The sequence below is a fragment of the Micromonospora sp. WMMD812 genome (genome assembly GCF_027497215.1).
Lineage (GTDB): Bacteria > Actinomycetota > Actinomycetes > Mycobacteriales > Micromonosporaceae > Micromonospora.
Genome location: NZ_CP114904.1, coordinates 4577780 through 4602130 on the forward strand (window position 1 = coordinate 4577780; position 24351 = coordinate 4602130).

Sequence of the window (24351 nt, forward strand, 5' to 3'; positions counted from 1 at the left end):
ATCGCCTCACCTCGGGCGCGATTGTTCCACGGCGGCACCAGGGGCACGAGTGCCCGCGCGGCCTACTTCGCCCGACCGGGTGCCCGCGTACCGCTGCCGGATCAGGGCTGTCGCCCGGGATCGCCGCCGACGAAAAAGCCGACGGCGGTGGCATCCGGTGCCACCGCCATCGGGCGGGTGAAATCTGCGGTACGCGGCTCAGCCGGCGACCGGCTCGGCCTCCTTGTCGCCCTGCGCCTGCTCCGGCTTCACCGAGCGCAGCAGCACGCTGGCCACGTCGATCACCTCGACCTGCTCGCCGGCGCCCTTGCCGTTGACGCCGTCGCTGAGCATCGTCGAGCAGAACGGGCAGCCGACGGCGACGGTCTTCGCCCCCGTGGCCATGGCCTCCTCGACCCGCTCCACGTTGATCCGCTTGCCGATCTTCTCCTCCATCCACATCCGGGCGCCGCCGGCGCCGCAGCAGAAGGAGCGCTCGCTGTTGCGCGGCATCTCGGTGAGTTCGCCCTCGACGGCGGTACCCAGCACCTCGCGCGGCGGGGCGAACACCCGGTTGTGCCGGCCCAGGTAGCACGGGTCGTGGTAGGTGACGCCGCCGTCGACGGGCTGCACCGGGGTGAGCTTGCCGGTGGCGACCAGGTGGGCCAGCAGCTGCGTGTGGTGTACGACCTCGAACTCGCCGCCGAGCTGCCCGTACTCGTTGCCGAGGGTGTTGAAGCAGTGCGGGCAGGTGGCGACGATCTTGCGCTTGGTCTTCTCCCGGCCCTCGAACGCCTCGTTGAGCGTTTCCACGTTCTGCTGGGCGAGCATCTGGAAGACGAACTCGTTGCCGATCCGGCGGGCCGGGTCACCCGAGCAGGTCTCGCCCTCGCCCAGGATGGCGAAGGAGACGCCGGCCTCGTTCAGCAGCGTGGCGACGGCCCGGGTGGTCTTCTTCGCCCGGTCCTCGAACGCGCCGGCGCAGCCGACCCAGAAGAGGTACTCGAAGTCGTCGACCTCGCCGACCCGGGGCACCTCGAAGTCGAGGCCCTTGGTCCAGTCCTCGCGGGTGTTCTGCGGGGCGCCCCACGGGTTGCCCTTGTTCTCCAGGTTGCGGAGCATGACGCCGGCCTCCGAGGGGAAGCTCGACTCGATCAGCACCTGGTAGCGGCGCATGTCGACGATGTGGTCCACGTGCTCGATGTCGACCGGGCACTGCTCGACGCAGGCGCCGCAGGTGGTGCAGGACCAGAGCACGTCCGGGTCGATGATCCCGCCCTCCTCGGCGGTGCCGATCAGCGGCTTGTCGGCCTCCGCCAGGGCGAGCACGTCGACGTGGGCGAGCTGCGCGGCGGTCGCCTTCTCCTCACCGGTCAGGTCCTTGCCGCCACCGGCCAGCATGTACGGCGCCTTCGCGTACGCGTGGTCGCGCAGGCTCAGCACGAGCAGCTTCGGAGACAGCGGCTTGCCGGTGTTCCAGGCCGGGCACTGCGACTGGCAGCGGCCGCACTCGGTGCAGGTGCTGAAGTCGAGCAGGCCCTTCCAGGTGAACTGCTCCACCTGGGCGACACCGAACTGGTCCTTCTCCGGGTCGGCCTCCTCGAAGTCGAGCGGCTTGCCGTCGCTCATCATCGGCCGCAGCGGGCCGAGACCGGAGCCGCCGGGCTTGGCCGGCTCGCGCTTGAAGAAGATGTTGGGGAACGCCAGGAACCGGTGCCACGCGACGCCCATGGTGACGTTCAGCGAGATCACGATGAGCCAGGTCATCGAAATGGCGATCTTGATGAGCGCGGCGACGCTCACGCCCGCCTCCCAGTCGGGCAGGACGTTGCCGACCGCGTGGCTGACCGGGGTGGCCCAGACCGGGTAGTCGAAGTGGTCCGTGGCGACCTTGAAGCCGCGGATCAGGAAGCCGAAGATCAGGACCAGCAGCACGACCCACTCGACGAAGTAGCCCTGCCACATGGTCGAGCCGGTGAACCGGGAACGGCCGCCCGGGCGGTTGGGCCGGTTTCGCAGCCGGATGGCCATCAGCACGAGGATGCCGACCAGGCCGAGCACCCCGATGACCTCGGTGGCCAGACCGAAGATCGTCCAGTGGCCGATGATCGGCAGCTCGCCGCGGGTGCTGACCACCTCGAAGTACGCCTCGAGCACCAGCAGCGACAGCACGATGAACCCGACCATCACGAACCAGTGCGCCGCGCCCACCACGCTCCACTTGAGCATCCGGGTGTGGCCGGCGGTCTCCACCAGCATCGTCTTCGTCCGGGCGCCCTTGTCGGCGAACCGCTCCGGCGCGGGCTGACCCAGCCGGATGACTGCCGTCATCTGCAGGACCGCGCGTACCGCAAGCCCCACCGCCACGGCGGTGATGGCGGCCGCGAGGATCGTGGCGACGATCTGGACGCTGCCCATCGAGTTGGCCTCCCGGTCTGCTGCCTGTCGAGCGGCTCGGCGACCGTGGCCCGGTCAGGGCACGATCGGCGAGTCGCCGCTGCCGCACCCTCGACCGGTCCGGTCGATGACCTCGCTCCGCTCGGTCATGCAGTGCAGCCTACGCGCAAGGTTACCCAGCAGTAACGTGAGTCTTCTCGCACCAGGCCACGCCGCCCTGCGCACACCATAGGGGGCCCTGCCCGGAACTGCCGGGCAGGGGCGGCGTCGAGTGACATGGTCAGGCCCCGGGCGCGGCGGCCGTGGCCACCGGGCGCGGGGCCGGGATCAGCGCCAGCGGGAGAGCAGGATCAGAGAGGTGACCATCGCGCCGAAGCCCACCGCGAGGTTCCAGTAACCCCACGACATGACCGGGTACTCCTGCTCGGACAGGTAGTAGATCACCAGCCAGCCGATGCCACCGACGATGAGCGCGACCGCCGTGATCGGCAGCCAGACCGGGCTAGGCTTGCGCGTCGCCGCCGTGGCCGTCGGGCGCACGTCCGTCGGCGGGGTGTACACCTTCTTCTTGCGGACCTGAGACTTGGGCACGACGCTCTCCAGAGGGGGTTACGACCTCGTCCGGCCTGACAACCGGGCGCGGAGGCGACGGTCCATGGCCAATAATGTTCGACAGCTAGCGTAGTCCGGAAGGCCCGCCCAAGCCACGAATGGGGTCAGGCCGATGCGCTAAGTGACCGAAAAGAGTGGGACTGTTCGGGTCCCCGCGCCCGTTCGGGCCGACGCGACACGACGGGAAGGAACGGTCGGTGGAGTACACATCCGGCGCTGCCTCCTGGCAGAAGGTGCTCCGCCGCGCCGTCGCCGGGCTGCTGCCGCGGCGAGCGCGGCAGCGACGGGCGGGCTGGTCGATCGGGGTGCCGCTGATCGCGGCCGCGGCCGGGCTGCTCTTCACCACCACCGCGACCACCGCGGGTGGCACCGCCCTGCGTGAGGACCGGCGTCCGCAGCTCAACCAGTTGATCGAGGAACGGCGCGAGCAGGTGGCCGCGAGCGAGGAGCGCGCGGCGGCACTCCGCCAGGACGTCGAGGAGCGGACGACCGCGCTGGGCGAGCAGGACGGCCCGATCAAGGCCCAGCAGGACCGGGCCCTGGCCACCCGGCAGTCGGCCGGCTTCACCGCGCTGACCGGCCCCGGCGTGACGGTCGAGCTGAACGACGCGCCCCGGCGCGACCAACTGCCCGAAGGGGTGAGCAACGACGACCTGGTGGTCCACCAGGGGGACGTCCAAGCGGTGGTGAACGCGCTCTGGGCCGGCGGAGCCGAGGCCATGTCAATCATGAACGTCCGCGTGCTCGCCACGAGCGCGGTACGCTGCGTCGGTAACACCCTGCTGCTGCACGGTCGGGTGTACTCCCCCCCATTCAAGATCGTAGCGATCGGCGATCCCGCAGCCATGCAGAAGGCGCTCGCCGAGTCTGAGGGAGTCCGGTGGTTCAAGGACGCGGTCGACCACTACCAGCTCGGCTATCGGGAGAACGCCTCCACGGTGACCGTTCCGGCGTTCGGGGATTCGACCGCCCTGCGCTCGGCGGCGGTGGCTAAGTGAGCACCGAAGACCGGCCCGACGGCCGGCACCGCGATCAGAGCGACGACCCGACGGCCCTCCTGCCGAAGGTCGACCGCCCCGAGCCGACCGCGCAGCGTTCCGGCCGGAGCGGCTGGCCCGACCCGGTGCTGCCGCCGCGCACGCCACCTTCGCCGTCCCCGACCACGCCGCAGCGGGCGGCCCAACCGCCGACCGGCCCCGATCCGGCCCGACCGCCGATCAGCCCGCAGTCGCCCGCCCGACCCTCGTTCGCCCCGGAGTCGGCCGCCCGGTCGCCGTTCGGCCCGGAGCCGGCTGCCCGCTCGGGCACGAACGCGGCGCCGGCCCAGTCCGCCGGTCCCGGGGACCCGTCCCGCTCCGCGAACCCCGGCTGGTTCACCCCCGACACGGCGTCGCCGTCTGGCGCCGGTCCCGCCCGCCCCGCCGCGCCCACCGGCGAGCCGACCCGCCGTGCCACGCCCACCGGCGGCCCGGCCACCGGCGAGCCGACCCGGCGTACCACGCCCGCCGGCGGCCCGGCCACCGCGCCGCCGCCGTGGCCCGGCGCGACCCGACCGGCCGCCCCGACCGACTTCCCGACCCGACCGGCGGGCGAGCCCTCGGACCGGCCGTCCAGCGCGCCGCCGCGGGCGGCGTCCCCCGGTGACCACCGGCAGTGGGCCGGCGCGCCGGGCGAGGCGCGCCACCCGGGTTCCGCCGACCTCCCGGTCCGGCCGGCCGCGCCCGGCGACCTCCCGGCCCGCCCCACCACGGCTTCGGCCGGTTCCGGATCGTTCGACAACGGCCTGCCGACCCGCCCCACCACCGCTGCGGCCGGCGCCGGATCGCCCGGCCCGGCCCTACCTCGGTCCGCGTCCCCGACGGACGAGTCCGCGTCCCGGGCCGCCGGCGTCCCGGCGAGCGCCGCGGACGCGCCGACGGCGTTCATGCCCCAGGTAGCCCGACGGGCCGAACGGACCTCCACCGCCTCCGGCGGCGGTCCCGCCGCTCCGGTCTCCCCGGCCGCCGATCCGTCGGCGACCGCCGTGATCCCGGCCGTGCCCGCCGCCCCGACCCGACACCCGGCCCTCGACTCCACCGCGCTGATGGGCGCGGTGCCGAAGGCGCCGGAGACCGACGACCCGGCCGGCACCGAGGATGCCGAGCCGCCGCGCCCCCGGCGGGGCGAGCGTGTGGTGCAGCTGCGCCCGGAACAGCACGGCGAGGGCTACAAGAGCGTCTACTCCGAGCTGACCCGGCCCTCGCTCGCCTCCCGGCTGCGCAGCGGCGTACGGGTCACCGGCGAGGTGCTGATCACCTTCGGCCTGGTGGTGCTCCTCTTCGCGGGCTACGAGGTCTGGGGCAAGTCGGCGATCGTGGACGCCCACCAGAACGACCTGAGCGAGCAGTTGGCGCAGGCGTGGGGCCCGACGGGCGACCCGACGGTCTCCCCCTCGACCAGCGCCACCCCGTCGGCCAAGCCGGTGACGCCGGTGCACGGCAAGCCGATCGCCGGGCTCTACATCCCGAAGCTCGACAAGAACTGGGTCGTGGTCGAGGGCGTCACGCAGGCCGACATCCGGTACGCCCCGGGTCACTACCCGAAGAGCGCGCTGCCGGGCCAGGTGGGCAACTTCTCCGTCGCCGGACACCGGAACCGGGCCACCTTCTGGCGCCTGGACGAGCTGGACAACGGCGACGCGATCGTGGTCGAGAGCAAGACCGACTGGTACATCTACAAGGTCTCGCAGACCCGGATCGTCAAGCCGACCCAGGTCGAGGTGGTCGCGCCGGTGCCGGGCAAGCCCGGCGAGAAGGCCAGCAAGCGGATGCTCACCCTCACCACGTGCAACCCGAAGTTCGACAACTATCAGCGGCTTATCATCCACGCCGAACTGGACCGCACCCAGCCGAAGTCGGCGGGTCGCCCGCCGGAGCTGGGGGGCTGACCGGCGATGTACTTGTGGATCTGGCGCAAGCTCCCGTTCGGACTGGTCGGCAAGCTGGGCGGGTCGGTGCTGCTCGCCGCCGCCACGGTGGCCCTGCTCTGGTACGTGGTCTTCCCGTGGGCCGAGCCGCTGCTGCCCTTCGACGACGTGCAGGTCAGCCAGGACGCCGACCTGACCGATCCGGCCGGCGACGTGATCCCGGGCAACGAGCCGGGTGACGCGCCGCCCGGCGACGAGCACGACCTGCCGTACGACACCGAGCGGAACAACACCCCGCCCGCGTCTCCGAGCCGGTGAGCCGATGCGCGTCCTCGTGATCGACAACTACGACTCGTTCGTCTTCAACCTGGTGCAGTACCTGGGCCAGCTCGGTGTGGACTGCGAGGTCCGGCGCAACGACGAGATCGACGTCGACGAGGTGGGGCGGGTCGGAGCTGCCGGCATCCTGCTCTCGCCCGGGCCGGGCAGCCCCGACCGGGCCGGCATCTGCCTGGACGTCGTCCGGCGCTACGCGGGCGAGCTGCCGATCTTCGGCGTCTGCCTCGGCCATCAGGCGATCGGCGAGGCGTTCGGCGCGACCGTGGCCCGCGCTCCGGAACTGCTGCACGGCAAGACCTCGGAGGTACGGCACCAGTCGGTCGGCGTGCTCGCCGGCCTGCCGGACCCGTTCACCGCGACCCGCTACCACTCGCTCGCGGTGCTGCCCGACACTCTGCCGGCCGAGCTGGAGGTCACCGGCTGGACGGGGTCGGGCGTGGTGATGGCGATGCGCCACCGCAGCCTCCCGATCGAGGGTGTGCAGTTCCACCCGGAGTCGGTGCTCACCGAGGGCGGGCACGTGATGCTCGCGAACTGGCTCGCCGGCTGCGGCCACCCGGAGGCGCTGGAGCGGGCACCGGCGCTGGCCGCCGAGGTGGACGCCCGCCGCCGAGCCGCCTTCGCCACCACCTGACCCACCCCCGCGGCACCCGCGGCACCCGCGATCTTGCACTTTGCGCCCCGACAAAATGGGACAAGACCGCCCGAACTGAGGGCAGAAACTGCAAGATCGCGGTGGACCCGCCCGCACTGCGCCCGCACTGCGGTGGGTCCCCCGCACCGCGGTGGACCGCCCCGCCGCCGCGCGAGGGCGGCAGCGGGGTTGGCGGGTGATCAGTCCTCGGGGAACCAGATCGGTGTCTTGCCGGGGAGCGGGAAGCCCCCGCCGGTGCCCGGCGTCGTCGGCGAGGTGGTCGGCGTCGGCGTCGGCGTGCCGCTGGTCGGCGGCGCTTCGGGCTCGGGGATGCCGACCTCGATCGTCACCGTCTTGCCCTTGGCGAGCTCCTTGCCGGGCTCGGGGTTCTGCCGCTGGACCCGGCCGGCCTGATCCGCAGGCACCTCGTCACCGGGGCGGACCGAGACCCGGTAGCCGGCGTCCTCGAGCTCCTCCCGCGCGTCGTCCTCGGTGGAGCCGATCACCCTAGGCACCTCGCCCACGTTGCCCTTGGAGACGGTCAAGGTCACCTCGGCCCCTTCGGCTACCTGCTTCCCGGCCTCGGGTGACGACGCGATGACCGTGCCCGCTTCCTTCGGGCTGTCCTTCTCGACCGGCTTGGCAACCTTGTAGCCCTGCCCCTCCAGCAGCTCCTTGGCGTTCTCGAAGGAAGAGCCGACCACATTGGGGAACTGCTTCACGTTGGGGCCGGCGCAGACCTGGACGGTCACCGTTCGACTCGGCTCCAGCCGGGTGTTCGGGACCGGGTTCTGCGCGACGACCTTGCCCTTTTCGCAGGTGGCGTTGAAGACCTGGTCGCCGGCCTGCGCAGCGAGGCCCGCCTTCTGGATCTCGGCGAAGGCCTGCTGCTGGGTCAGGCCGGTCACCGTCGGGACGCTGACCTGCTTGTCGTCCTGCTGGCTCCACAGCAGCGCGGCGACGAGGGCGATCACCGCCAGCACACCGACCGCGGCGAACGTGGCGATCAGCCAGGACGACGCCTTGCGGCGGCGCGGGTCACCGACCCGGGCCGGGATCTGCCGGGTGGGCGGGGCGGCACCGCCACCGGCCGGGTAACCGGCCGCCCCCGCGGCCGGAGCCATCGGCATGGTCTCCTGCTCGCGCATCACCGGGGTGGCCAGCACCGGCCGGCCGGCGGCGGCGCGGAGCAGATCCGCCCGCATCTCGCCGGCGCTCTGGTAGCGGTTGAGCGGGTTCTTGGAGAGCGCCTTGAGCACGATCGCGTCGACTGCGGGGTTGACGTCCGGGTTGATGTCGCTCGGCGTCGGCGGCGCCTCCCGTACGTGCTGGTAGGCGACACTGACCGGACTGTCCCCGACGAACGGCGGGTGACCGCAGAGCAGCTCGAAGAGCACGCAGCCGGCCGCGTACACGTCGGAGCGGGCGTCGACGGCCTCGCCCCGGGCCTGCTCGGGCGACAGGTACTGGGCCGTGCCGATGACCGCGCTGGTCTGCGTCATGGTGGTGGCGCCGCTCGCCAGGGCCCGGGCGATGCCGAAGTCCATGACCTTGACCTGACCGGTCTGGGTCAGCATGACGTTGCCGGGCTTGATGTCCCGGTGGATGATCCCGTGCCGGTGGCTGAACTCCAGGGCCGCGCACATGTCGGCGCAGATCTCCAGCGCCCGCCGGGGCTGGAGCCGCCCCTCGGCGCCGAGCACCTCCTTGAGGGTCCGCCCGTTCACGAACTCCATGACGATGAACGGCAGCGTCTCGCCGGTCGGCGCGGTCTCCTCGCCGGTGTCGTAGACGGCCACGATCGCCGGGTGGTTCAGCGACGCGGCGTTCTGCGCCTCCCGACGGAACCGCATCTGGAAGGTCGCGTCCCGGGCCAGGTCGGTCCGGAGCATCTTGATCGCGACGTCCCGACCGAGCCGGAGGTCGCGACCGCGGTGCACCTCGGCCATGCCGCCATAGCCGAGCAGCTCGCCGACCTGGTACCTGCCACCGAGCAGGCGGGCCTGCGCTGTCATCGCGTCTGTCGTCCTTCGCTCGTCGTCGTCTTGCCGCTTACCTGCCGGAGCCGCTCCTCCCGACGGTACGACGTCTGGCTCAGATCGTCGCGTCCGTCGGGCCGCAGCGCGCCGGACGTCACGGTCCGCGGAGTGGGCGCTCCGGGTTCACCGGACAGCGCATTCTTCCGCAGGTTGTAGGAAATCACGCCGGAGCAGAGCAGGACCAGTACGGCCAGGAGGATGGCGACGAGCACCATTCCGGGCCGGGACCGACCTGCATTTGGCGCCGGCATCGCGGGGCCGGCCTGCCGGGCGTACGCCGGCGGCGGGTCGTGCCGGGTCGGGGTCGGCGGCACCGCGGCGGCGCCGCGCGGGTAGCCGGCCTGGGCCACCGGCGGCCGGGACTGGCCCGCGGCCGGGGCGACCACGGTCGGCCGCGGCGGCTGGCCCGGCGCCGCCGTGGTGGGGCGGGGCGCCGTGGCCGCAGGACGCGCCGGCGCGGCGACGGGCGGCCGGGAGGGGGCCGCCGGCGGGTGCGACTGCTGCGCGGACGGCACCTGTGCGCGGCCCGGGGCGGCCGGCGAGGCCGGGGCGCCGGAGATCGGCCGGGCCTGGCCGCCGGCGCGGGCCTGCTGGGAGAGCGCCACCTTGATCTGGCGGGCCACCCCGGCGAGCGCCGCCGCGCTCGGCCACCGGGCGGCCGGATCCTTGGCCATGGCCCGTTCGACCACGGCCCGGACCTGCGGCGGGATGTCGGCCGGCAGCGGGCGGGGCGTCTCCTGGACGTGCCGCATGGCGATCTCGAGCGGGTTGTCACCCTCGAACGGGCGGCGGCCGGCGAGGCACTGGTACGCGACCACGCCGAGCGCGTAGACGTCGGAAGCCGGCGTCGCCACCCCGCCGGTGGCCTGCTCCGGTGCGATGTACGAGGCGGTGCCGAGCACCGAGCCGGCGGCGGTGAGCTGGCCCACCAGGTCGGAGCGGGCGATGCCGAAGTCGGTGAGCACCAGCGTGCCGTTCGGCCGCACGAGCAGGTTGCCCGGCTTGACGTCGCGGTGGACGATGCCCTTCTCGTGCGCGGCGTGCAGCGCGTCGGCCGCCTGGGCGACCAGCGCCATGGTGCGGGCCGGGGTGAGCCGGCCGACGCGGCTCAGCGTGGCGGACAGCGCGTCGCCCTCGACGTACTCCATCACCAGGAAGGCGATCTGCTGGTCGTTGCCGAAGTCGTAGACGTCGACCACGCCCGGGTGGTTGATGGTGGCCATGGTGCGGGCCTCGCCGCGGAACCGCTCGGCGAAGCCCGGCTCGTCCAGCAGCGCCGGGAGCAGGCTCTTCACCGCGACCGTCCGGCCGAGCACCTGGTCGGTGCCGCGCCAGACGTCGCCCATGCCGCCGCTGGCGATCCGCTCGTCGAGCCGGTAGCGGTTGCCGAGCTGGACACCGGGGCTCAGCATGTCAGCGCCCCCCCGGGTCGGCGATCGCCGCCCGCATGATCTGGCCGGCGATCCGGGCCGCCTCGGCGCTGCCGCCGGGGCCCGCCTGCTCCAGCTCGACGCAGACGGCGGAGACCGCGTTGCCGTTCTTGTCGATGGCGAAGCCGATGAACCAGCCGTGGTCGGGGCGGTCCGGCGCGGACTGGGCGGTGCCGGTCTTGCCGCCGACCGTGTAGCCGCTGATCTTGGCCCGGGTGCCCGTGCCGTTCTCCACCACGCTGACCATCATGTCCCGCAGGTCAGCGGCGACCTGGCCGCTGATCGGCTGCCGCAACTCTCGAGGGTTCGCGGTGTAGTAGCTGGTGGTGCGATCCGGTGCGAGCAGTTGCCGGACCAGGTACGGCCGCATCTGCTTGCCGTCCTTCTGGGCGACCGACGCGGCGATCAGGGCGCCCTCCAGCGGGGTCATCCGGACGTTGTTCTGGCCGATGGACGACTGGGCCAGTGCGGCCGGGTCGGTGCTGCCGTCCGGGTTCTGCATGTCCCCGGTCCGGCTCGCCGCCACGGTCAGCCCGTCCTCACCGAGCTGGCCGACGGTGAGGTCCTCCTGCTCGAAGCCGAACTGCCGGGCCTTCTCCTTGAGGGTTTCGGCTCCGAGCCGCACGCCGAGCTGGGCGAAGCCGGTGTTGCACGACTCGGTGACCGCCTCCATGAGGGTCACCTCGGACTCGGGGCAGATCGACGCGGCGGCGTTGCGGATCGGGCTGCCCGAGGTCGGCGGGGTGTAGCTGGACCCGGCCGGGATCTCGGTGTCCTTGCTGACGCCGTTCTCCAGTGCGGCGGCGGCCACCACGATCTTGAAGGTGGAGCCCGGCGGCAGGGTCTCGGAGAGCGCCCGGTTCTTGAGCGGCCCGTTCGGGTCCTGCTCGAGCTGGTTGTACGCGGCCGCGGCCTCGGCGGTCTCGTGGCTGGCCAACGGGTTCGGGTCGAAGCTGGGCATCGAGACGAGGGCCTGCACCGCGCCGGTTCGCGGATCGATGGCGATCGCCGCGCCCCGCTTCGCACCGACCTGGTTGGTGCGCAGCTGCTCGTACGCCACGTCCTGGGCCCGCTTGGAGAGGGTGAGCAGAACGTTGCCACCGGCGGTCTGGTCACCGGTGAACATGTCCTTGATCCGGTCGCCGAGCAGCTGGTCGCTGGTGCCGGCGAGGAAGTCGTTCTCGGCCCGCTCGATGCCGGTGTCGGCCAGGTTGACCGGCTTGTAGCCGAGCACGTGCGCGTACTTGGCCCCGCCCGGGTAGGTGCGCTGGAACTTCAGCTTGCCGCTGGTCTCCTTGCTCGTGGCCAGGGCGGTGCCGCCGGCCTCGATGTTGCCGCGCTTGCGCTCGTACTCGGCGACCTGGACGCGGCCGTTGTAGTCGCTGTTGCGGTACTCGTCGGCCTTGTAGGCCTGGATCCAGTTCAGGTTCGCGAAGAGCAACCCGAAGAGGACGATGACGACGACGCCGACGCGGCGCAGTGGTGCGTTCACGGCCTGATCACCTCCGTGGGGGCACCGTGCAGCTGCTCCGGCGGGCCGCCCGACGGCCGGGTGGCCTTGCCACCGCCACCGCTGACCGGCCGCCGGGCGCCGTCGGAGACGCGAAGCAGCACCGCGATGAGCAGCCAGTTCGCCATCAGTGACGAGCCACCGGCGGAGAGGAACGGGGTGGTCTGACCGGTCAGCGGAATGAGCTTGCTGATCCCGCCGACGATGACGAAGACCTGGAGCCCGAGGGTGAAGGCGAGGCCGCCGGCGAGCAGCTTGCCGAACGAGTCCCGCACGGCCAGCGCGGCCCGCAGGCCCCGCTCCACGATCAGCAGGTAGACGACCAGCAGCGCGGAGAGCCCGAACAGGCCGATCTCCTCACCGACGCCGGCGAAGATGAAGTCGTTCTGCACCTCGGGCAGGATGTCCGGCTGCCCGCCGCCCGGCCCCGCGCCGAAGAGCCCGCCGGTGCCCAGGGCGAGCAGCCCCTGAACGAGCTGGTAGCCCTTGTCGGTCGGGTCGGCGAACGGGTCCAGCCAGATCTGCGCGCGCAGGTAGAAGTTCGCGAACGGCCCACCGACCATCTCGCCGAGGAAGTAGGCGAGGTAGGCGCCGCCGAAGAACAGCACCAGACCGATGAGCAGCCAGCTGACCCGCTCGGTGGCGATGTAGAGCGTCACCACGAACATGCCGAAGTAGAGCAGCGACGTGCCCAGGTCCTTCTCGAAGATCAGGACGAGGAGGCTGATCAGCCAGACCACGACCACCGGGCCGAGGTCCCGGCCGCGGGGGAAGTCGATGCCGAGGAAGCGCCGGCTGGCCAGCGAGAGCACCTCGCGCTTGCGGACGAGGTAGTAGGCGAAGAAGACCAGCAGCGCCAGCTTGGCGAACTCACCCGGCTGGATGGAGAACGAGTCGCCGAACTTGATCCACAGCTTGGCGCCGTTGATCTCGGAATAGCGGCTCGGCAGCACCGCCGGGATCATCACCAGCACGATGCCGCCGAGGCCCAGGGTGTACGCGTACCGGGAGATCGACCGGTGGTCGCGCATGATGGCGAGCAGGCCGGCGGCGAGGATCACCGAGACGAGCGTCCAGGCCAGCTGCCGCCCGCCGATGCCGGCGAAGATGGCCAGCTCCTCCCGGTCGACCGGCGGCGCCTCGCCCAGGTCGATCCGGCGCAGGAAGCCCACCCCGAGACCGTTCAGCAGCGCCACCGCCGGCAACAGTGCGGGGTCGGCGAACGGGGCGAGGAACCGGATGACCAGGTGCAGGCCGAGGAAGACCGCGCCCAGCGCGGCGGCGGGCAGCCAGAAGTCCGGGGTGACCGTGTCGAGCATGTTGGCCTCGACGGTCGCCCCGTACGCGGCCACCAGCACCATGGCCAGCAGCAGCAGCGACAGCTCCGCGTTGCGCCGGGACCGGGCCAGGCGTACGCCGGGCTGCTCGCCCGTGGTGGCGGGCGAGGCTGCCGGTGTGGCCGCTGCGGTCACGGATGGATCCTCGGAGTCGGGCCGGCGCTCACTCGGGCGACCGGCAGGTGGCCGGGTCGAGCGCCGGCGGAGCCGAGTCGGACGGCGGGGCGTCGGGTGTGGGCGTCGGCTCGGCGCCCCCGGGGCTGTTGCTGGGGCTGGGGGCGCCGCTGGCGGCCGGCGGCGTGGCCGTCGCGGAGCCGCCCGGGGTGGGCGAGGTGGCGACGGCACTCGGCGTCGGCGTCTCCGCGCCGGTCCCGGCGGTCGGGCTCGGCGGACAGATCGGCTTCAGATTGGGGTTGGTCGGGCTGTCGCTGGTCAGCTCGGCGAGCCGGCGCTCGGCGTCCGGCTCGCTCTTGGCCGGGATGCCCTGCTTGACCTGCTCCTGAGCGGCCAGCGTCAGGTCGTCCAGTTCGGCGGGGCTGGTGGAGTGCACGTCGGACAGGTCCATGCCGGCGATCTGGCCCTGTATCCCGCGGAACACGGCCACCTGACCGTCCTCCGTGGCGCCGACGTAGTACTGCCGCTGGGTGTAGCTCCACCCGGCGAAGAGCCCGCCACCGAGGATGACCAGCAGCGCCAGCGCCATCGCGGCGGCCCGTACCGGCCGGTGCCGGCGACGCTCGGGCTCGTCGTCGGCGCTGGCGGCCGGCTCCTCCGGCGCGGCGGGCCGGGGCGCGGAGAGCGCGGAGGCCCGTGCGGCGGGGGTGGAGTCGTCGGCGGACGTGGCCATGCCGCGGTCGCGGGCGGCGGCACCGCCGACGATCGGCGTCGCCTCGACGATGTCCTGGTCGGTGGCGTCCGCGATGATCACGGTGATGTTGTCCGGGCCGCCGCCGCGCAGCGCGAGCTGCACCAGCCGCTCGACGCACTGCTGCGGGTCGACGTACTCCCGCAGGGTCTCCGCGATGGTGTCCGCGCTGACCACGCCGGAGAGCCCGTCGCTGCAGATCAGGTAGCGGTCACCGGGGAGCACCTGGCGGACGGAGTATTCCGGGTCGATGTCCCGGCCGTCGAGCGCGCGGGTGAGCAGCGACCGCTGCGGATGGCTGCTCGCCTCCTCGGCGCTGATCCGGCCCTCGTCGACGAGCATCTGGACGTACGTGTCGTCCTTGGTGATCTGCGCGAACTCGCCGTTGCGCAGCAGGTACGCCCGGGAGTCGCCGATGTGCACCATGCCGAGCTTGCTGCCGGAGAAGAGCGTCGCGGTCAGCGTGGTGCCCATCCCCTCCAGTTGGGGATTGGCGTCCACGGTGTCGCGGAGTTGTTGGTTGGCGGTGCCCACGGCGGAACGCAGAGCGTCCACGAGGGCGTCACCAGGGACGTCCTCGTCGAGTGGCGCCATGGCACCGATGACAATGTTACTGGCGACGTCACCGGCGGCCATGCCGCCCATGCCGTCGGCGACGGCGAGTAGCCGCGGCCCGGCGTAGACGGAATCTTGGTTGCCGTCTCGGATCAGACCGCGGTCGCTGTGGGCCGCGTAGCGCAGGGTCAGAGTCATGGCCGTAATTCGAGGGAAGTGCGGCCGATCCGGATCGGCACGCCGAGGGGAACGGGGGTCGGTCCGGTGACCTTAGCGCGATCCAGGTACGTGCCGTTAGTCGAACCGAGGTCCTCGACGAACCACTGCCCGTCGCGCGGCACGAGCCGGGCGTGTCGCGCGGAGGCGTAGTCGTCGGTGATGACGAGGGTGGAGTCCTCGGCCCGACCGATGGTGATCTGCGCTTCACCGAGCGTGATCCGGGTGCCGGCCAGCTGACCGGCGGTCACCACCAACTGGTGCGCCGCCCTGCCCCGCTTCACCTTCGCCGGCTTCGCCGGCTGCCCCGTCGAGGCGCCGACCGCCCGGGGCGCGGCCACCAGCCGGCCCGAACGCGCACCCGCGAAGAGGTCCCGACGGATGACGCCGACCACCGTGAACACGAAGATCCACAGCAGGATCAGGAACCCGAACCGAGCGACGGTGATGACCAGTTCCGGCAAGGCGGGTCAGCCGTCCACGCGGAAGGTCAGCGTCGTGGTGCCCAACTGGATCATGTCGCCCGGGTTGAGGGCGACGGCGGAGACCCGCTGGCCGTTGACCATCGTGCCGTTGGTCGAGCCGAGGTCGGTCAGCACGACCTGACCGCCGTCGAAGTCCAGCCGGGCGTGTCGCCGGGAGATCCCGACGTCGGGCAGGCGCAGGTTGGCCTGGTCGCCGCGGCCGATGACCGTCGAGCCCATCTGCAGCGGGTAGGTGCGCCCGTCGCCGGAGACCAACCGCACGTTGCGCGTGCCGCCGTGGCCGGGCGGAGGGCCGTAGCCGCCGCCCTGGTCGTACGCGGGGTAGGCGGGCGGGCCGGCGTCGTAGCCGGGGCCCGGGGCCGGAGCCACCTCGCCACCGGTGTAGACCTCGGCGGTGACCCGGAACATGCCGGTGTCCAGCCCTTCACCGCGCTCGATCTCGACGATCACGTCGCCGTAGACCGTCCAGGCCTGCTCGCCGATGAACTCCGCCTGCGACTGGGCCAGCTCCTGGGCCAGCGCGGCGGCGTACGGCGCCAGGCGACTGTGGTCGTACGGCGAGAGATCGATCACGTAGCGGTTGGGCACCAACGTGCGCCCACCGGCCAGGATGGCCTTGTGCGCCTCGGCCTCCCGCTGCATGGCGTTGAGGATCTCCACGGGGTGGACCACCCCTTTGAAGACCTTGGCGAAGGCCCCTTCGACCAGGCCTTCCAGACGCTTCTCGAAGCGTTGCAGCACGCTCACCGGCTCCTCCTCGGGTCCCGAGGACATGATGGTATCCGGCCGGCGCGCGCGCAGCTCACACGCCGCTCGGCCGCCTGCTCACGGCCCGTTCGGACGGGCCGCTCCTGTCGTGCTACTCTTTCGTCCGCCGCGAGCGGTAACCGCTCGTAGCGATGACCGGGACAGCGTAATATGTTCCGGGCCCCGCCGGCGACGGCGAGGTCAGGGCGGATTACAGTAGTCAGGTCTTGCCACGGGGAAGTGGCGGAATGGCAGACGCGCACGGTTCAGGTCCGTGTGCCCGAAAGGGCGTGGGGGTTCAACTCCCCCCTTCCCCACCAGAAGTCGAGGGCTCCGCAGATTGCGGGGCCCTCGCGGCATATCGGGGCGTGCCGGGCGTCACGCTATGCTCCGATCGTTCTCTGCCTCCGAGAGACCGGGAGTGGCGTGTGAGTGTCGCATTGGTGACCGGGTCGGGCGGTCTGATCGGTTCCGAGGCGGCCCGGCACTTCGCCGGCCTGGGCCTCGACGTGGTCGGCATCGACAACGACATGCGGCAGGAGTTCTTCGGCGCGGAGGCGTCGACCGCCTGGAACGTCCGGCGGCTGACCGACGAGCTGGGCCCGGCCTACTCGCACCACAGCATCGACATCCGGGACCGCAGCGCGCTGGGGAAGCTGTTCCGGCGCTACGGCGACGACGTGGCCGTGGTGATCCACACCGCCGCCCAGCCGTCGCACGACTGGGCGGTCCGCGACCCGTTCACCGACTTCGACGTCAACGCCGGCGGCACGCTGAACGTCCTGCAGAACGTCCGCGAGCACTGCATCGAGGCGCCGGTCATCCACTGCTCCACCAACAAGGTCTACGGTGACCGGCCGAACAGCCTCCCCTTCGTGGAGCTGGAGACGCGCTGGGAGATCGAGCCGGGGCACCCGTACGAGCATGGCATCCGCGAGGACATGTCGATCGACTCCTCCCTGCACTCGATCTTCGGGGCCTCGAAGGTCGCCGCGGACGTGATGGTGCAGGAGTACGGCCGGTACTTCGGCATGCGGACCGCCTGCTTCCGGGGCGGCACGCTGACCGGCCCGGCCCACTCGGCCACCGAGCTGCACGGGTTCCTCGGCTACGTGATGCGGGCCAACATGGAGCGCCGGATGTACCGGATCTACGGCTACCAGGGCAAGCAGGTCCGGGACGCGATCCACAGCTCCGACGTGGTCTCCGCGTTCGAGGCGTTCTTCCGCAACCCGCGCTCGTCCGCGGTCTACAACCTGGGCGGGGGGCGGCACTCCAACACCTCCATGCGGGAGGCGTTCGCCGAGGCCGAACGGATCACCGGCCAGGAGATGATCTCGGAGTACGTCGAGGAGAACCGGGTCGGCGACCACAAGTGGTGGATCGGCTCGAACGAGGCGTTCCAGGTCGACTACCCCGACTGGAAGCAGGTCTACGACGTGCCCATGATCATGCGGGAGATCCACGAGGCCAACGTCGACAAGTGGGTGCCGGGCGCATGACCGAGCGGAAGCGGAACGTCCTCGGCGTCCTGGTCGACGCGACCGACTACGAGGGCGCGACCCAGCGGGTGGTGGAGGCCGCCCGGGAGCGTCGACCGCTGGCGCTGACCGCGCTGGCCGTGCACGGGGTGATGACCGGCGTGCTCGACCGGGCGCACAACGCCCGGCTGAACTCGTTCGACGTGGTCACCCCCGACGGGCAACCGGTGCGCTGGGCGCTCAACCTGCTGCACGGCGCCGGTCTCACCGACCGCGTCTACGGCCCGACGCTGACCCTGCACGTGCTCTCCCGGTTCGCCGACGAGGGCCTGCCGGTCTACCTCTACGGCTCGACCGAGGAGACCCTCGCGCGGCTGATCCCGGCGCTCGAGCTGATGTTCCCGGCCCTCAAGATCGCTGGCGTGGAGCCGTCCAAGTTCCGCGCCGCGCAGCCGGGCGAGGACGCCGAGATCGCCGACCGGATCCGCGCCAGCGGCGCCCGGCTCGTCCTGGTCGGGCTCGGTTGCCCCCGCCAGGAGGTCTTCGCGTACGCCATGCGGCCGCTGCTCGACATGCCGCTGATGGCCGTCGGAGCGGCGTTCGACTACCACGCCGGACTGCTGCGCCAGCCCCCGCCGTGGATGCAGCGGGCCGGCCTGGAGTGGCTCTGGCGGCTCGGCCAGGAGCCGAAGCGGCTCTGGCGGCGCTACGTGATCCTCAACCCGGTCTACCTGAGCCGCCTGGCCGCCCAGAAGCTCGGCCTGTGGAAGGCCACCCCGCCGGCGCCCGCCACCGAGCGTCCCACCGGCTTCGCGGTCTGACCGCCCGACCCGTCGCGGTCTCCGGCGCGGGACTGCCCACCTCGTTCCCCGGGCCGGACGCGACGGGGCCCCTCCCGCCCAGGTCGGAAGGGGCCCCGGTGGATCCCGGCCTCAGAGGGTCAGGGTCCAGGTGTTGATGTAGCCGGTGTCACCGGCGTAGACGTCCCGCACCTGGAGCCGCCAGGTGCCGTTCGCCGCCTCGCCCGACAGGTTGACGGTGTACGTGGTGTTGACGTTGTCGGCGCCATCGAAGTAGCTGCTGTTCTTCAGCCGGTACGACGAGCCGTCCGAGGCCACCAGGTCGATCACCAGGTCACCGCGGTAGGTGTGCACGATGTTCACCGCGACCGTCGACGACGCCGAGGCGTTGCGGTTGCACCCGGCGATCGTGATCGTGCTGGCCACCGTGGCGCCGGTGTCCGGGATCGCGACGTCCGTGCCGTTGGTGCCGGAGCAGCCGCCGCCCGTGCCGGTCACCGTCAGCGTGTACGTGGCCGTACGGGCGCCCGCCGTGCCGGTGCCGGTGATCGTGACCGGGTAGGTGCCGGCCGGGGTGCTCGCCGAGGTGGCGATAGTGAGGGTGGACGAGCCGCCGGAGGTCACCGTGGCCGGGTTGAACGACGCGGTCGCGCCGGACGGCAGGCCGCTGGCGGAGAGGCTGACCGACTGGGCCGAGCCGGCGGTGGTGGCCGTGCCGACGGTGGTGGTCACCGAGCCGCCCGGCGCGGTGGAGCCGGAGGTCGGCGACACCGAGACCGAGAAGTCGTTGGCCGGCGGGGTGCCGTTCACGACGTAGAGCAGCCGGTTCGGGGTGCCGGTGCCCACGTTGGTCACGACGTTGGGCGTGGAGTTGTTGACCAGGCTGTCCCGCACCTGCTGGGGGCTCCACGACGGGTTCGCCGAGAGCACCAGCGCCGCGGCGCCCGCGACGTGCGGCGACGCCATCGAGGTGCCGCTGATCGTGTTCGTCGCGCTGCTGCCCGTGTACCAGGCCGAGGTGATGTTGACGCCCGGCGCCAGGATGTCGACGCAGGTACCGAAGTTGGAGAAGCTCGCCGCGGCGTCGTTGTTCTGGGTGGCGCCGACGGTGATCGCCGCCGGGACCCGGGCCGGTGAGTAGTTACAGGCGTTCTGCCGGTTGCCGAAGATATCGCCGTTGCCCGCCGCCACCGCGTAGGTGATGCCGGAGTTGATCGAGTTGGTGACCGCCGTGTCGATCGAGCTGTTGGCGCCGCCGCCGAGGCTCATGTTCGCGACCGCCGGCTTGACCGCGTTCGCGGTCACCCAGTCGATCCCGGCCACCACCTGGGCGTTGGTGCCGCTGCCCTGGCAGTTGAGCACCCGGACGCCGACGATCTGGACGCCCTTCGCCACGCCGTACGCCGACCCGCCGACCGTGCCCGCGACGTGCGTGCCGTGGCCGTTGCAGTCGTCGGCGGAGCCGCCGTCCACCGCGTCGAAGCCGGAGACGGCCCGGCCGCCGAAGTCGTTGTGCCCGTAGAGGACACCGGTGTCGATGACGTAGGCGCGGACGTTGGACGCCGTGTTCGGGTAGGTGTACGAGCTGTTCAGCGGCAGGTTCCGCTGATCGATCCGGTCCAGACCCCAGGAGGGCGGATTGGTCTGGGTGCCGGCGATCGACACGGTGTGGTTCTGCTCGACGTACGCCACGGCCGGGTCCGCGGCGATCCGCGCGGCGGCCTTGGCGCCGACCCGGACCTCGAAGCCGCGCAGCGCCGCCCCGTAGGTGCGGGCCACCGCGCCGCCGTGCCGTCCGACCAGCCGGCTCGCGTTGTCGCCGACGGTGCTGCGGCTGACGGCGCTGTCCTTGAAGACGACGATGTAGCTGTCGGCGACGGCCGTGTCGCCACCCGCCGCGCGGATCGCGCCGGTCGGCTCGGCGGCCAGTGCGGGTGTGGCGGCGGCCAGCATGGTCAGGGTGGCCACCCCGACGAGTACGGACCTGTGGGCAAGACCCATGTCTCTACCTCCTACCGGCAGCCGCCCGACGCGGGTCCCGCTCAGATCGACGGCGGCCAATATAGCCGAGGGTAGATCAGAAGAACGACGAAGTTAAACATGTCGAATCTTTCATAACGCGGGACGATGACCCCCTACGGGACGGCGTCCGGGGCGAACGGGGGCGCGCCCCGGATTCGCGGAGCCCGTGACCGGGCAAAACTGTCCAGCATGGAGAGCCACCTCGCCGTCCTGCTGCCGATCGCCACCGTGTGGCTGGCCGCCGGCGCGGTCGCGGACCGCCTGCCCCGGCTGGACCGCGCCTGCGCGCTGCGTCGGCGCGCCGGGTGGCTGCTCACCCTGACCCTCGCCGGCCTGACGCTGACCTTGGGCGTACTGGGCGCCGGGTTGCTCAGCGCCGGGGACGCCCCGGCCGACCGGGCCGCCGCCGCGCTGGATCTCGCCGCGCTCCCCGCGCTCGTGGTGGCGGCCTGCACCGTACGCCGGGTACGCCGGCTGTGGGCCGGTGCCCGCGCGTTCGCCACGGCGCCGGACACACCCGCGCCGCACGGTCTGCGGGCGGCCGCGGCACACCCGCTGATCGGGTTGCCGTTGCAGGTCACCGGCCTGCTCACCGTGCCGGCGCTGATCACGGCGAGCGGGAGCGGTCTGTTCGCCGCGCCGGGCGTCACCGGTCCGGCGATCACCGTCGGCGCGCTCGTCGTCCTGGCCGTCGGCGTCCGGCACGCGTTGCGGCACAACCGGCTCGCCGAGCGGGCCCGGCGGCCGGAACCGGCCTCAGCGCGAGCGGCCAGCCCCCTGCACGTATAGCAGTTCCAGGATGGCGCGGGTCGCCTCGAACCACCGGTCCAGCCAGCCCGGGGGCGGCACGCTGCCCTTCGGCGGCAGCTCCATCAGCAGGCCGCGCAGCAGCGGGTGGTCGACCAGCGATTCGCCGGGCTCCGTCGACCAGCCGGTCGGCGGGAAGGACGGCTCGGTGAGCGGGTTCGGGTCCAGCGACGGAAGGGAGAGCGGCGGGCCGGACTGTTCGGGTGCCGGCGTCTCCCGCGCGTCAAGGTCGGAATCGCTCGAGACCACCTCGGTCAGGACGGTGTCCCGGCGCGCCCCCCGGTACTTGCCACCGAACCGCTCCGGCTTCCCGGGACCGTTCGTGAGGTTGTCTGACCCGATCGTCGTCATCCGTCTCGCCTACCTCGCTCGGTTGCGGATCCCTGCGGCGGGTTTGTCGACCAGCGCCGTACCGACCGGTTCAACGAGGCGGGACCGATGTGGCGACGGGAATCCCGGCGGATCCTGGCCCGTCGGGTAGTACGCCGGTCCGGCGTGCTCGATCCGGGCGGGCGAGCGGACGGATCCGGGCACCGACGTCGGCTCGGCAGGGCCCGGCCCCCGTCCGGTGACCTACCCGGACGGGGGCCGCCCGTCAGCGTCTGCCCGGCGACTCAGGCCGGGCCGAACGAGCCCTCCCTGGTGCGGGCGACGAACTCACGCCAGTCACCCGGAGCGAAGATCAGAGCCGGCCCGGTCCTGTCCTTGGAGTCCCGCACTCCGACCGCGCCGGTCACGTACGCCACCTCCACGCAGTTGTCACAGTTCGGCCCGCTCTTCGAGCTCTTGAACCACGTTGCCTGCGTCAGGTCCACGGGGAACCTCTTGGTCGCCATTTCCACAACGGCTCCTCTGCCAGTTTCGCGATGTGTGCGATGGACTCCTCGGGGCGAATGGCCGCTGCTCGGATGTGATCGAAGATGAAGCTGTACTTCTGCAGTTCGTCGCTCTTCTCCAGGAAGAGCCCACCCGTGGCGTTCTCCGCGTACACGACATCCGGATCACCCGGCTCCGGGAAACTGAGGATCGTGAAGGTCCCGTCCATGCCGGCGTGCGCCCCCACCTCGAACGGCAGGATCTGCAACGTCACGTTCGGCAGTTCGGCAACCTCGACCAGCCGCTTGAGCTGGTCGCGCATCACCTCGTCCCCGCCCACCGGACGGCTCACCACCGCTTCATCGAGCACCACCCACAGATCGACCGGATCATCCTGAGTCAGCAACGACTGTCGACCCAGGCGGACACGGACACGTTGTGCGACCTGGTCCGGGGTGAAGTCGGGCCGGGCGGCCCGGATCATCGCGCTCGCGTACTCCTCGGTCTCCAGCAGGCCCGGCACCACCTGCTGCTCGTAGGCCCGGATGGAGCTGGCCGCCGCCTCGAGCCCGACGTACGCGCCGACCAGGACGGTGCTGTACGGATGCCACCAGCCCTTCTGCCGGGCCTCGCGGGCGATCTGGACCAGTTCGTCGCTCTCCGCGCCGACCACCCCGTAGATCCGGAGCATGTCCCGTACGTCTCGCGGGGTGGCCGTGGTGTGGCCGGTCTCGATCCGGGAGACCTTGGAGGCCGAGCACTCCAGCTGCTCGGCCACCGCCTCGATCGTGATGCCCGCCGACTCGCGCTGTCGGCGCAGTTCCGCGCCGAGCCGGCGACGCCGGATGGTCGGGCTGCGCCGTTCGCTCACCGGTTCACCTCGCTCCGCGATCGCGGGCCCGCCCCGCTGTCCGCGCGCACGGGCGCCACCTCGGAACGCTGGCTGCTCGCTGTCACCCGGCCTACCTCCGGTCGACGCGCCGTTGGTCGCCGCCCGCCGTGGGCGCGACCCTCGTCGGCGAACGTTTCGCGGCTGGGGGTGGTGCCGGTCCTCGGCCGGCCGCGACGGGCGAAACCGGCCCTCAGTGTGCCGTCCCGACGTGTAAGGCATCAAGCGCCGGTTTGCGGGGCGCACTCACGTATCGGCAAAAGTCGACGTGCAACTTGCATGAAGCACGCCACTGGTGCACCCTGTTCGGTATGGCACGGGTTACTCACCGTCTCCGCCCGATCCCCGATCGTGATCATCACTGGTCGGGGCGGACGGGATCCCGGTGGCCCGGGCCTGCGACAACCAGAGCTGCACCGGGGTGAGACCCCGCCGCTGCACGTCAGTTGGCTGCGGCGGCGGGCGCGATACCCGGAGCAGCCGGGTGATGGTCGGGTGGCGGCGCGCCACCAGCGGGTACGGCCCGACCACCACCACCCGCACGACACCGGTCCACGAGGCACGACCCCGTTCACCGGCCGAGACGTCCCCCGACCCGACATCGCCGGCGCGTCCGCCGGCCGAACCTTTCAGGAGCCCATGTGCTTCCCCGCTCTGGTGACGTACTGCACGTGACTCGCGCGGCGAGCGTCCAGTTCTTCCGGCCCATCACGTTCCGGGTGATCCGGGTGCTCGACTGGCCGACCTACGACGGTTGGCTCTGGCTCGACGGCTACGAGTTGAACGCGGCGGGGGACGCGGTCAACCGGCGGTCGATCTACGTGCAGCGCGAAGGGCTGCGGCAGCTGCGTGCCGCGCCGGAACAGCGCTCGCACACCGTACGACCTCGCCGGCCGGTCGTCCGTACTCCGGTCCGGGTGGGCTGACCAGCCGAAACCGCCGTCGGCGGGCGTGTCCTCGCCATAGAATCGAGGCACGCCCACCCCGGCATGTTCCACCCCGCGCGTCCAGGACCCAGACCCTGGGATGGTCATGGTCAATCTGCCCGCCGCGCGGCGGCACCACCGTTCACGTTTCGGCTACGCCTTCGGGATCCTGGCGCTCTTCGGCGCCGCCACCACGCTCGTGATCGTGGTCCGCGACCCCGCTCTCTCCTCCACCCAGTTGCAGGAACCGGTGCCGGCACCGGAGATCACCGTGATCGGCGAGGACGACCCGCCCGACCAGGAGGACATGCCCGGCTGGCACGGCTCGCCCGACGACGCGGGCGACGCGGACGCCGGCTCCACGGCCGACGCCGGCACCGCGCCGGACGAGGGTTCCGGGCCCGACGCAGGCGCGCTGGCCGGCGACAACGGCACGGGCACCGGACCGCACTCGGCGGCGGACATCCGGCGCTCGCTGTTCTGGTCCGGCATCATCGGCCTGACCATCTCGCTCGTCGGCCTCGGCCTGGTCGGCACCAGACGACGAATGTGGTGACGGC

22 protein-coding genes and 1 tRNA gene are annotated in these 24351 nt (G+C 71.9%); 10 read left to right on the forward strand and 13 right to left on the reverse strand.

Annotated features, from left to right (window positions below; genetic code table 11):
* Positions 1–198 precede the first annotated feature (198 nt).
* Positions 199–2397, reverse strand: coding sequence for a (Fe-S)-binding protein (locus O7603_RS21100; RefSeq protein WP_281571528.1), 2199 nt, complete (start codon positions 2395–2397; stop codon positions 199–201).
* Positions 2398–2703: 306 nt separating this feature from the next.
* Positions 2704–2967, reverse strand: a complete 264-nt coding sequence (locus O7603_RS21105) for a cell division protein CrgA (RefSeq protein WP_281571529.1) — start codon at positions 2965–2967, stop codon at positions 2704–2706.
* Positions 2968–3185: 218 nt separating this feature from the next.
* On the opposite strand from O7603_RS21105, the gene O7603_RS21110 reads away from it, so the two are divergent.
* From O7603_RS21110 to O7603_RS21125, 4 genes are read left to right on the forward strand one after another with little or no spacing between them, the layout of a single operon-like run.
* Positions 3186–3986, forward strand: a complete 801-nt coding sequence (locus tag O7603_RS21110; RefSeq protein WP_281571530.1) for a DUF881 domain-containing protein — start codon at positions 3186–3188, stop codon at positions 3984–3986.
* Positions 3983–5914 carry a class E sortase gene (locus O7603_RS21115; RefSeq protein WP_281571531.1) on the forward strand — a complete coding sequence of 644 codons (1932 nt, stop codon included), beginning with the start codon at positions 3983–3985 and terminating at the stop codon, positions 5912–5914. Before O7603_RS21110 ends, O7603_RS21115 begins: the two co-directional genes overlap by 4 nt.
* A gap of 6 nt (positions 5915–5920) precedes the next feature.
* Positions 5921–6211: a hypothetical protein gene (locus tag O7603_RS21120; protein WP_281571532.1), complete on the forward strand. Its 291-nt coding sequence runs from the start codon at positions 5921–5923 to the stop codon at positions 6209–6211.
* 4 nt (positions 6212–6215) lie between these two features.
* Positions 6216–6866 carry an aminodeoxychorismate/anthranilate synthase component II gene (locus O7603_RS21125; protein ID WP_281571533.1) on the forward strand — a complete coding sequence of 217 codons (651 nt, stop codon included), beginning with the start codon at positions 6216–6218 and terminating at the stop codon, positions 6864–6866.
* Positions 6867–7066: 200 nt separating this feature from the next.
* Here O7603_RS21125 and pknB read toward each other — a convergent pair whose 3' ends face one another.
* Genes pknB through O7603_RS21160 form a run of 7 tightly spaced genes read right to left on the reverse strand, consistent with a single transcriptional unit; the run spans position 7067 to position 16077 of the window.
* Positions 7067–8881, reverse strand: a complete 1815-nt coding sequence (gene pknB, locus O7603_RS21130) for a Stk1 family PASTA domain-containing Ser/Thr kinase (protein ID WP_281571534.1) — start codon at positions 8879–8881, stop codon at positions 7067–7069.
* Positions 8878–10317: a serine/threonine-protein kinase gene (locus O7603_RS21135; protein ID WP_281571535.1), complete on the reverse strand. Its 1440-nt coding sequence runs from the start codon at positions 10315–10317 to the stop codon at positions 8878–8880. Before O7603_RS21135 ends, pknB begins: the two co-directional genes overlap by 4 nt.
* 1 nt (position 10318) lies before the next feature.
* Positions 10319–11827: a penicillin-binding protein 2 gene (locus O7603_RS21140; protein WP_281571536.1), complete on the reverse strand. Its 1509-nt coding sequence runs from the start codon at positions 11825–11827 to the stop codon at positions 10319–10321.
* Positions 11824–13317, reverse strand: coding sequence for an FtsW/RodA/SpoVE family cell cycle protein (locus tag O7603_RS21145; protein WP_281571537.1), 1494 nt, complete (start codon positions 13315–13317; stop codon positions 11824–11826). The genes O7603_RS21140 and O7603_RS21145 overlap by 4 nt, the downstream gene beginning before the upstream one ends.
* 28 nt (positions 13318–13345) lie before the next feature.
* Entirely contained in the window at positions 13346–14800 is a 1455-nt protein-coding gene (locus O7603_RS21150; protein ID WP_281571538.1) for a protein phosphatase 2C domain-containing protein, read from the reverse strand.
* Positions 14797–15282 (reverse strand): FHA domain-containing protein, encoded by a 486-nt coding sequence (locus O7603_RS21155; RefSeq protein ID WP_088996760.1) that lies wholly within the window; start codon positions 15280–15282, stop codon positions 14797–14799. The genes O7603_RS21150 and O7603_RS21155 overlap by 4 nt, the downstream gene beginning before the upstream one ends.
* Positions 15283–15288: 6 nt before the next feature.
* Positions 15289–16077, reverse strand: coding sequence for a DUF3662 and FHA domain-containing protein (locus O7603_RS21160; RefSeq protein WP_281571539.1), 789 nt, complete (start codon positions 16075–16077; stop codon positions 15289–15291).
* A gap of 207 nt (positions 16078–16284) precedes the next feature.
* On the opposite strand from O7603_RS21160, the gene O7603_RS21165 reads away from it, so the two are divergent.
* The 3 genes from O7603_RS21165 (at position 16285) to O7603_RS21175 (ending at position 18352) form a co-directional block, all read left to right on the forward strand.
* Positions 16285–16370: transfer RNA gene (locus tag O7603_RS21165), tRNA-Leu, on the forward strand.
* A gap of 108 nt (positions 16371–16478) precedes the next feature.
* On the forward strand, positions 16479–17552 hold the full coding sequence (locus O7603_RS21170) for an NAD-dependent epimerase/dehydratase family protein (protein ID WP_281571540.1): 1074 nt from the start codon (positions 16479–16481) through the stop codon (positions 17550–17552).
* Entirely contained in the window at positions 17549–18352 is an 804-nt protein-coding gene (locus O7603_RS21175; RefSeq protein WP_281571541.1) for a WecB/TagA/CpsF family glycosyltransferase, read from the forward strand. The genes O7603_RS21170 and O7603_RS21175 overlap by 4 nt, the downstream gene beginning before the upstream one ends.
* A 111-nt stretch (positions 18353–18463) precedes the next feature.
* Here O7603_RS21175 and O7603_RS21180 read toward each other — a convergent pair whose 3' ends face one another.
* Positions 18464–20332 carry a S8 family serine peptidase gene (locus O7603_RS21180; RefSeq protein WP_281571542.1) on the reverse strand — a complete coding sequence of 623 codons (1869 nt, stop codon included), beginning with the start codon at positions 20330–20332 and terminating at the stop codon, positions 18464–18466.
* A gap of 210 nt (positions 20333–20542) precedes the next feature.
* On the opposite strand from O7603_RS21180, the gene O7603_RS21185 reads away from it, so the two are divergent.
* Positions 20543–21142 carry a hypothetical protein gene (locus O7603_RS21185; RefSeq protein ID WP_281571543.1) on the forward strand — a complete coding sequence of 200 codons (600 nt, stop codon included), beginning with the start codon at positions 20543–20545 and terminating at the stop codon, positions 21140–21142.
* Here the strand turns inward: O7603_RS21185 and O7603_RS21190 are convergent.
* The 3 genes from O7603_RS21190 to O7603_RS21200 all read right to left on the reverse strand — a co-directional run bounded on the left by O7603_RS21190 (position 21110) and on the right by O7603_RS21200 (position 22847).
* On the reverse strand, positions 21110–21511 hold the full coding sequence (locus tag O7603_RS21190; protein WP_281571544.1) for a hypothetical protein: 402 nt from the start codon (positions 21509–21511) through the stop codon (positions 21110–21112). The two genes, O7603_RS21185 and O7603_RS21190, sit on opposite strands and share 33 nt — an antisense overlap.
* Positions 21512–21774: 263 nt before the next feature.
* A complete protein-coding gene (locus O7603_RS21195; RefSeq protein ID WP_281571545.1) occupies positions 21775–21996 on the reverse strand; it encodes a DUF397 domain-containing protein in 222 nt (73 codons plus the stop codon).
* On the reverse strand, positions 21966–22847 hold the full coding sequence (locus tag O7603_RS21200) for a helix-turn-helix transcriptional regulator (RefSeq protein ID WP_281571546.1): 882 nt from the start codon (positions 22845–22847) through the stop codon (positions 21966–21968). Before O7603_RS21200 ends, O7603_RS21195 begins: the two co-directional genes overlap by 31 nt.
* 659 nt (positions 22848–23506) lie before the next feature.
* On the opposite strand from O7603_RS21200, the gene O7603_RS21205 reads away from it, so the two are divergent.
* Entirely contained in the window at positions 23507–23791 is a 285-nt protein-coding gene (locus O7603_RS21205; protein ID WP_281571547.1) for a hypothetical protein, read from the forward strand.
* A gap of 100 nt (positions 23792–23891) precedes the next feature.
* Entirely contained in the window at positions 23892–24347 is a 456-nt protein-coding gene (locus tag O7603_RS21210; RefSeq protein WP_281571548.1) for a hypothetical protein, read from the forward strand.
* The last annotated feature ends 4 nt before the right edge of the window (positions 24348–24351 follow it).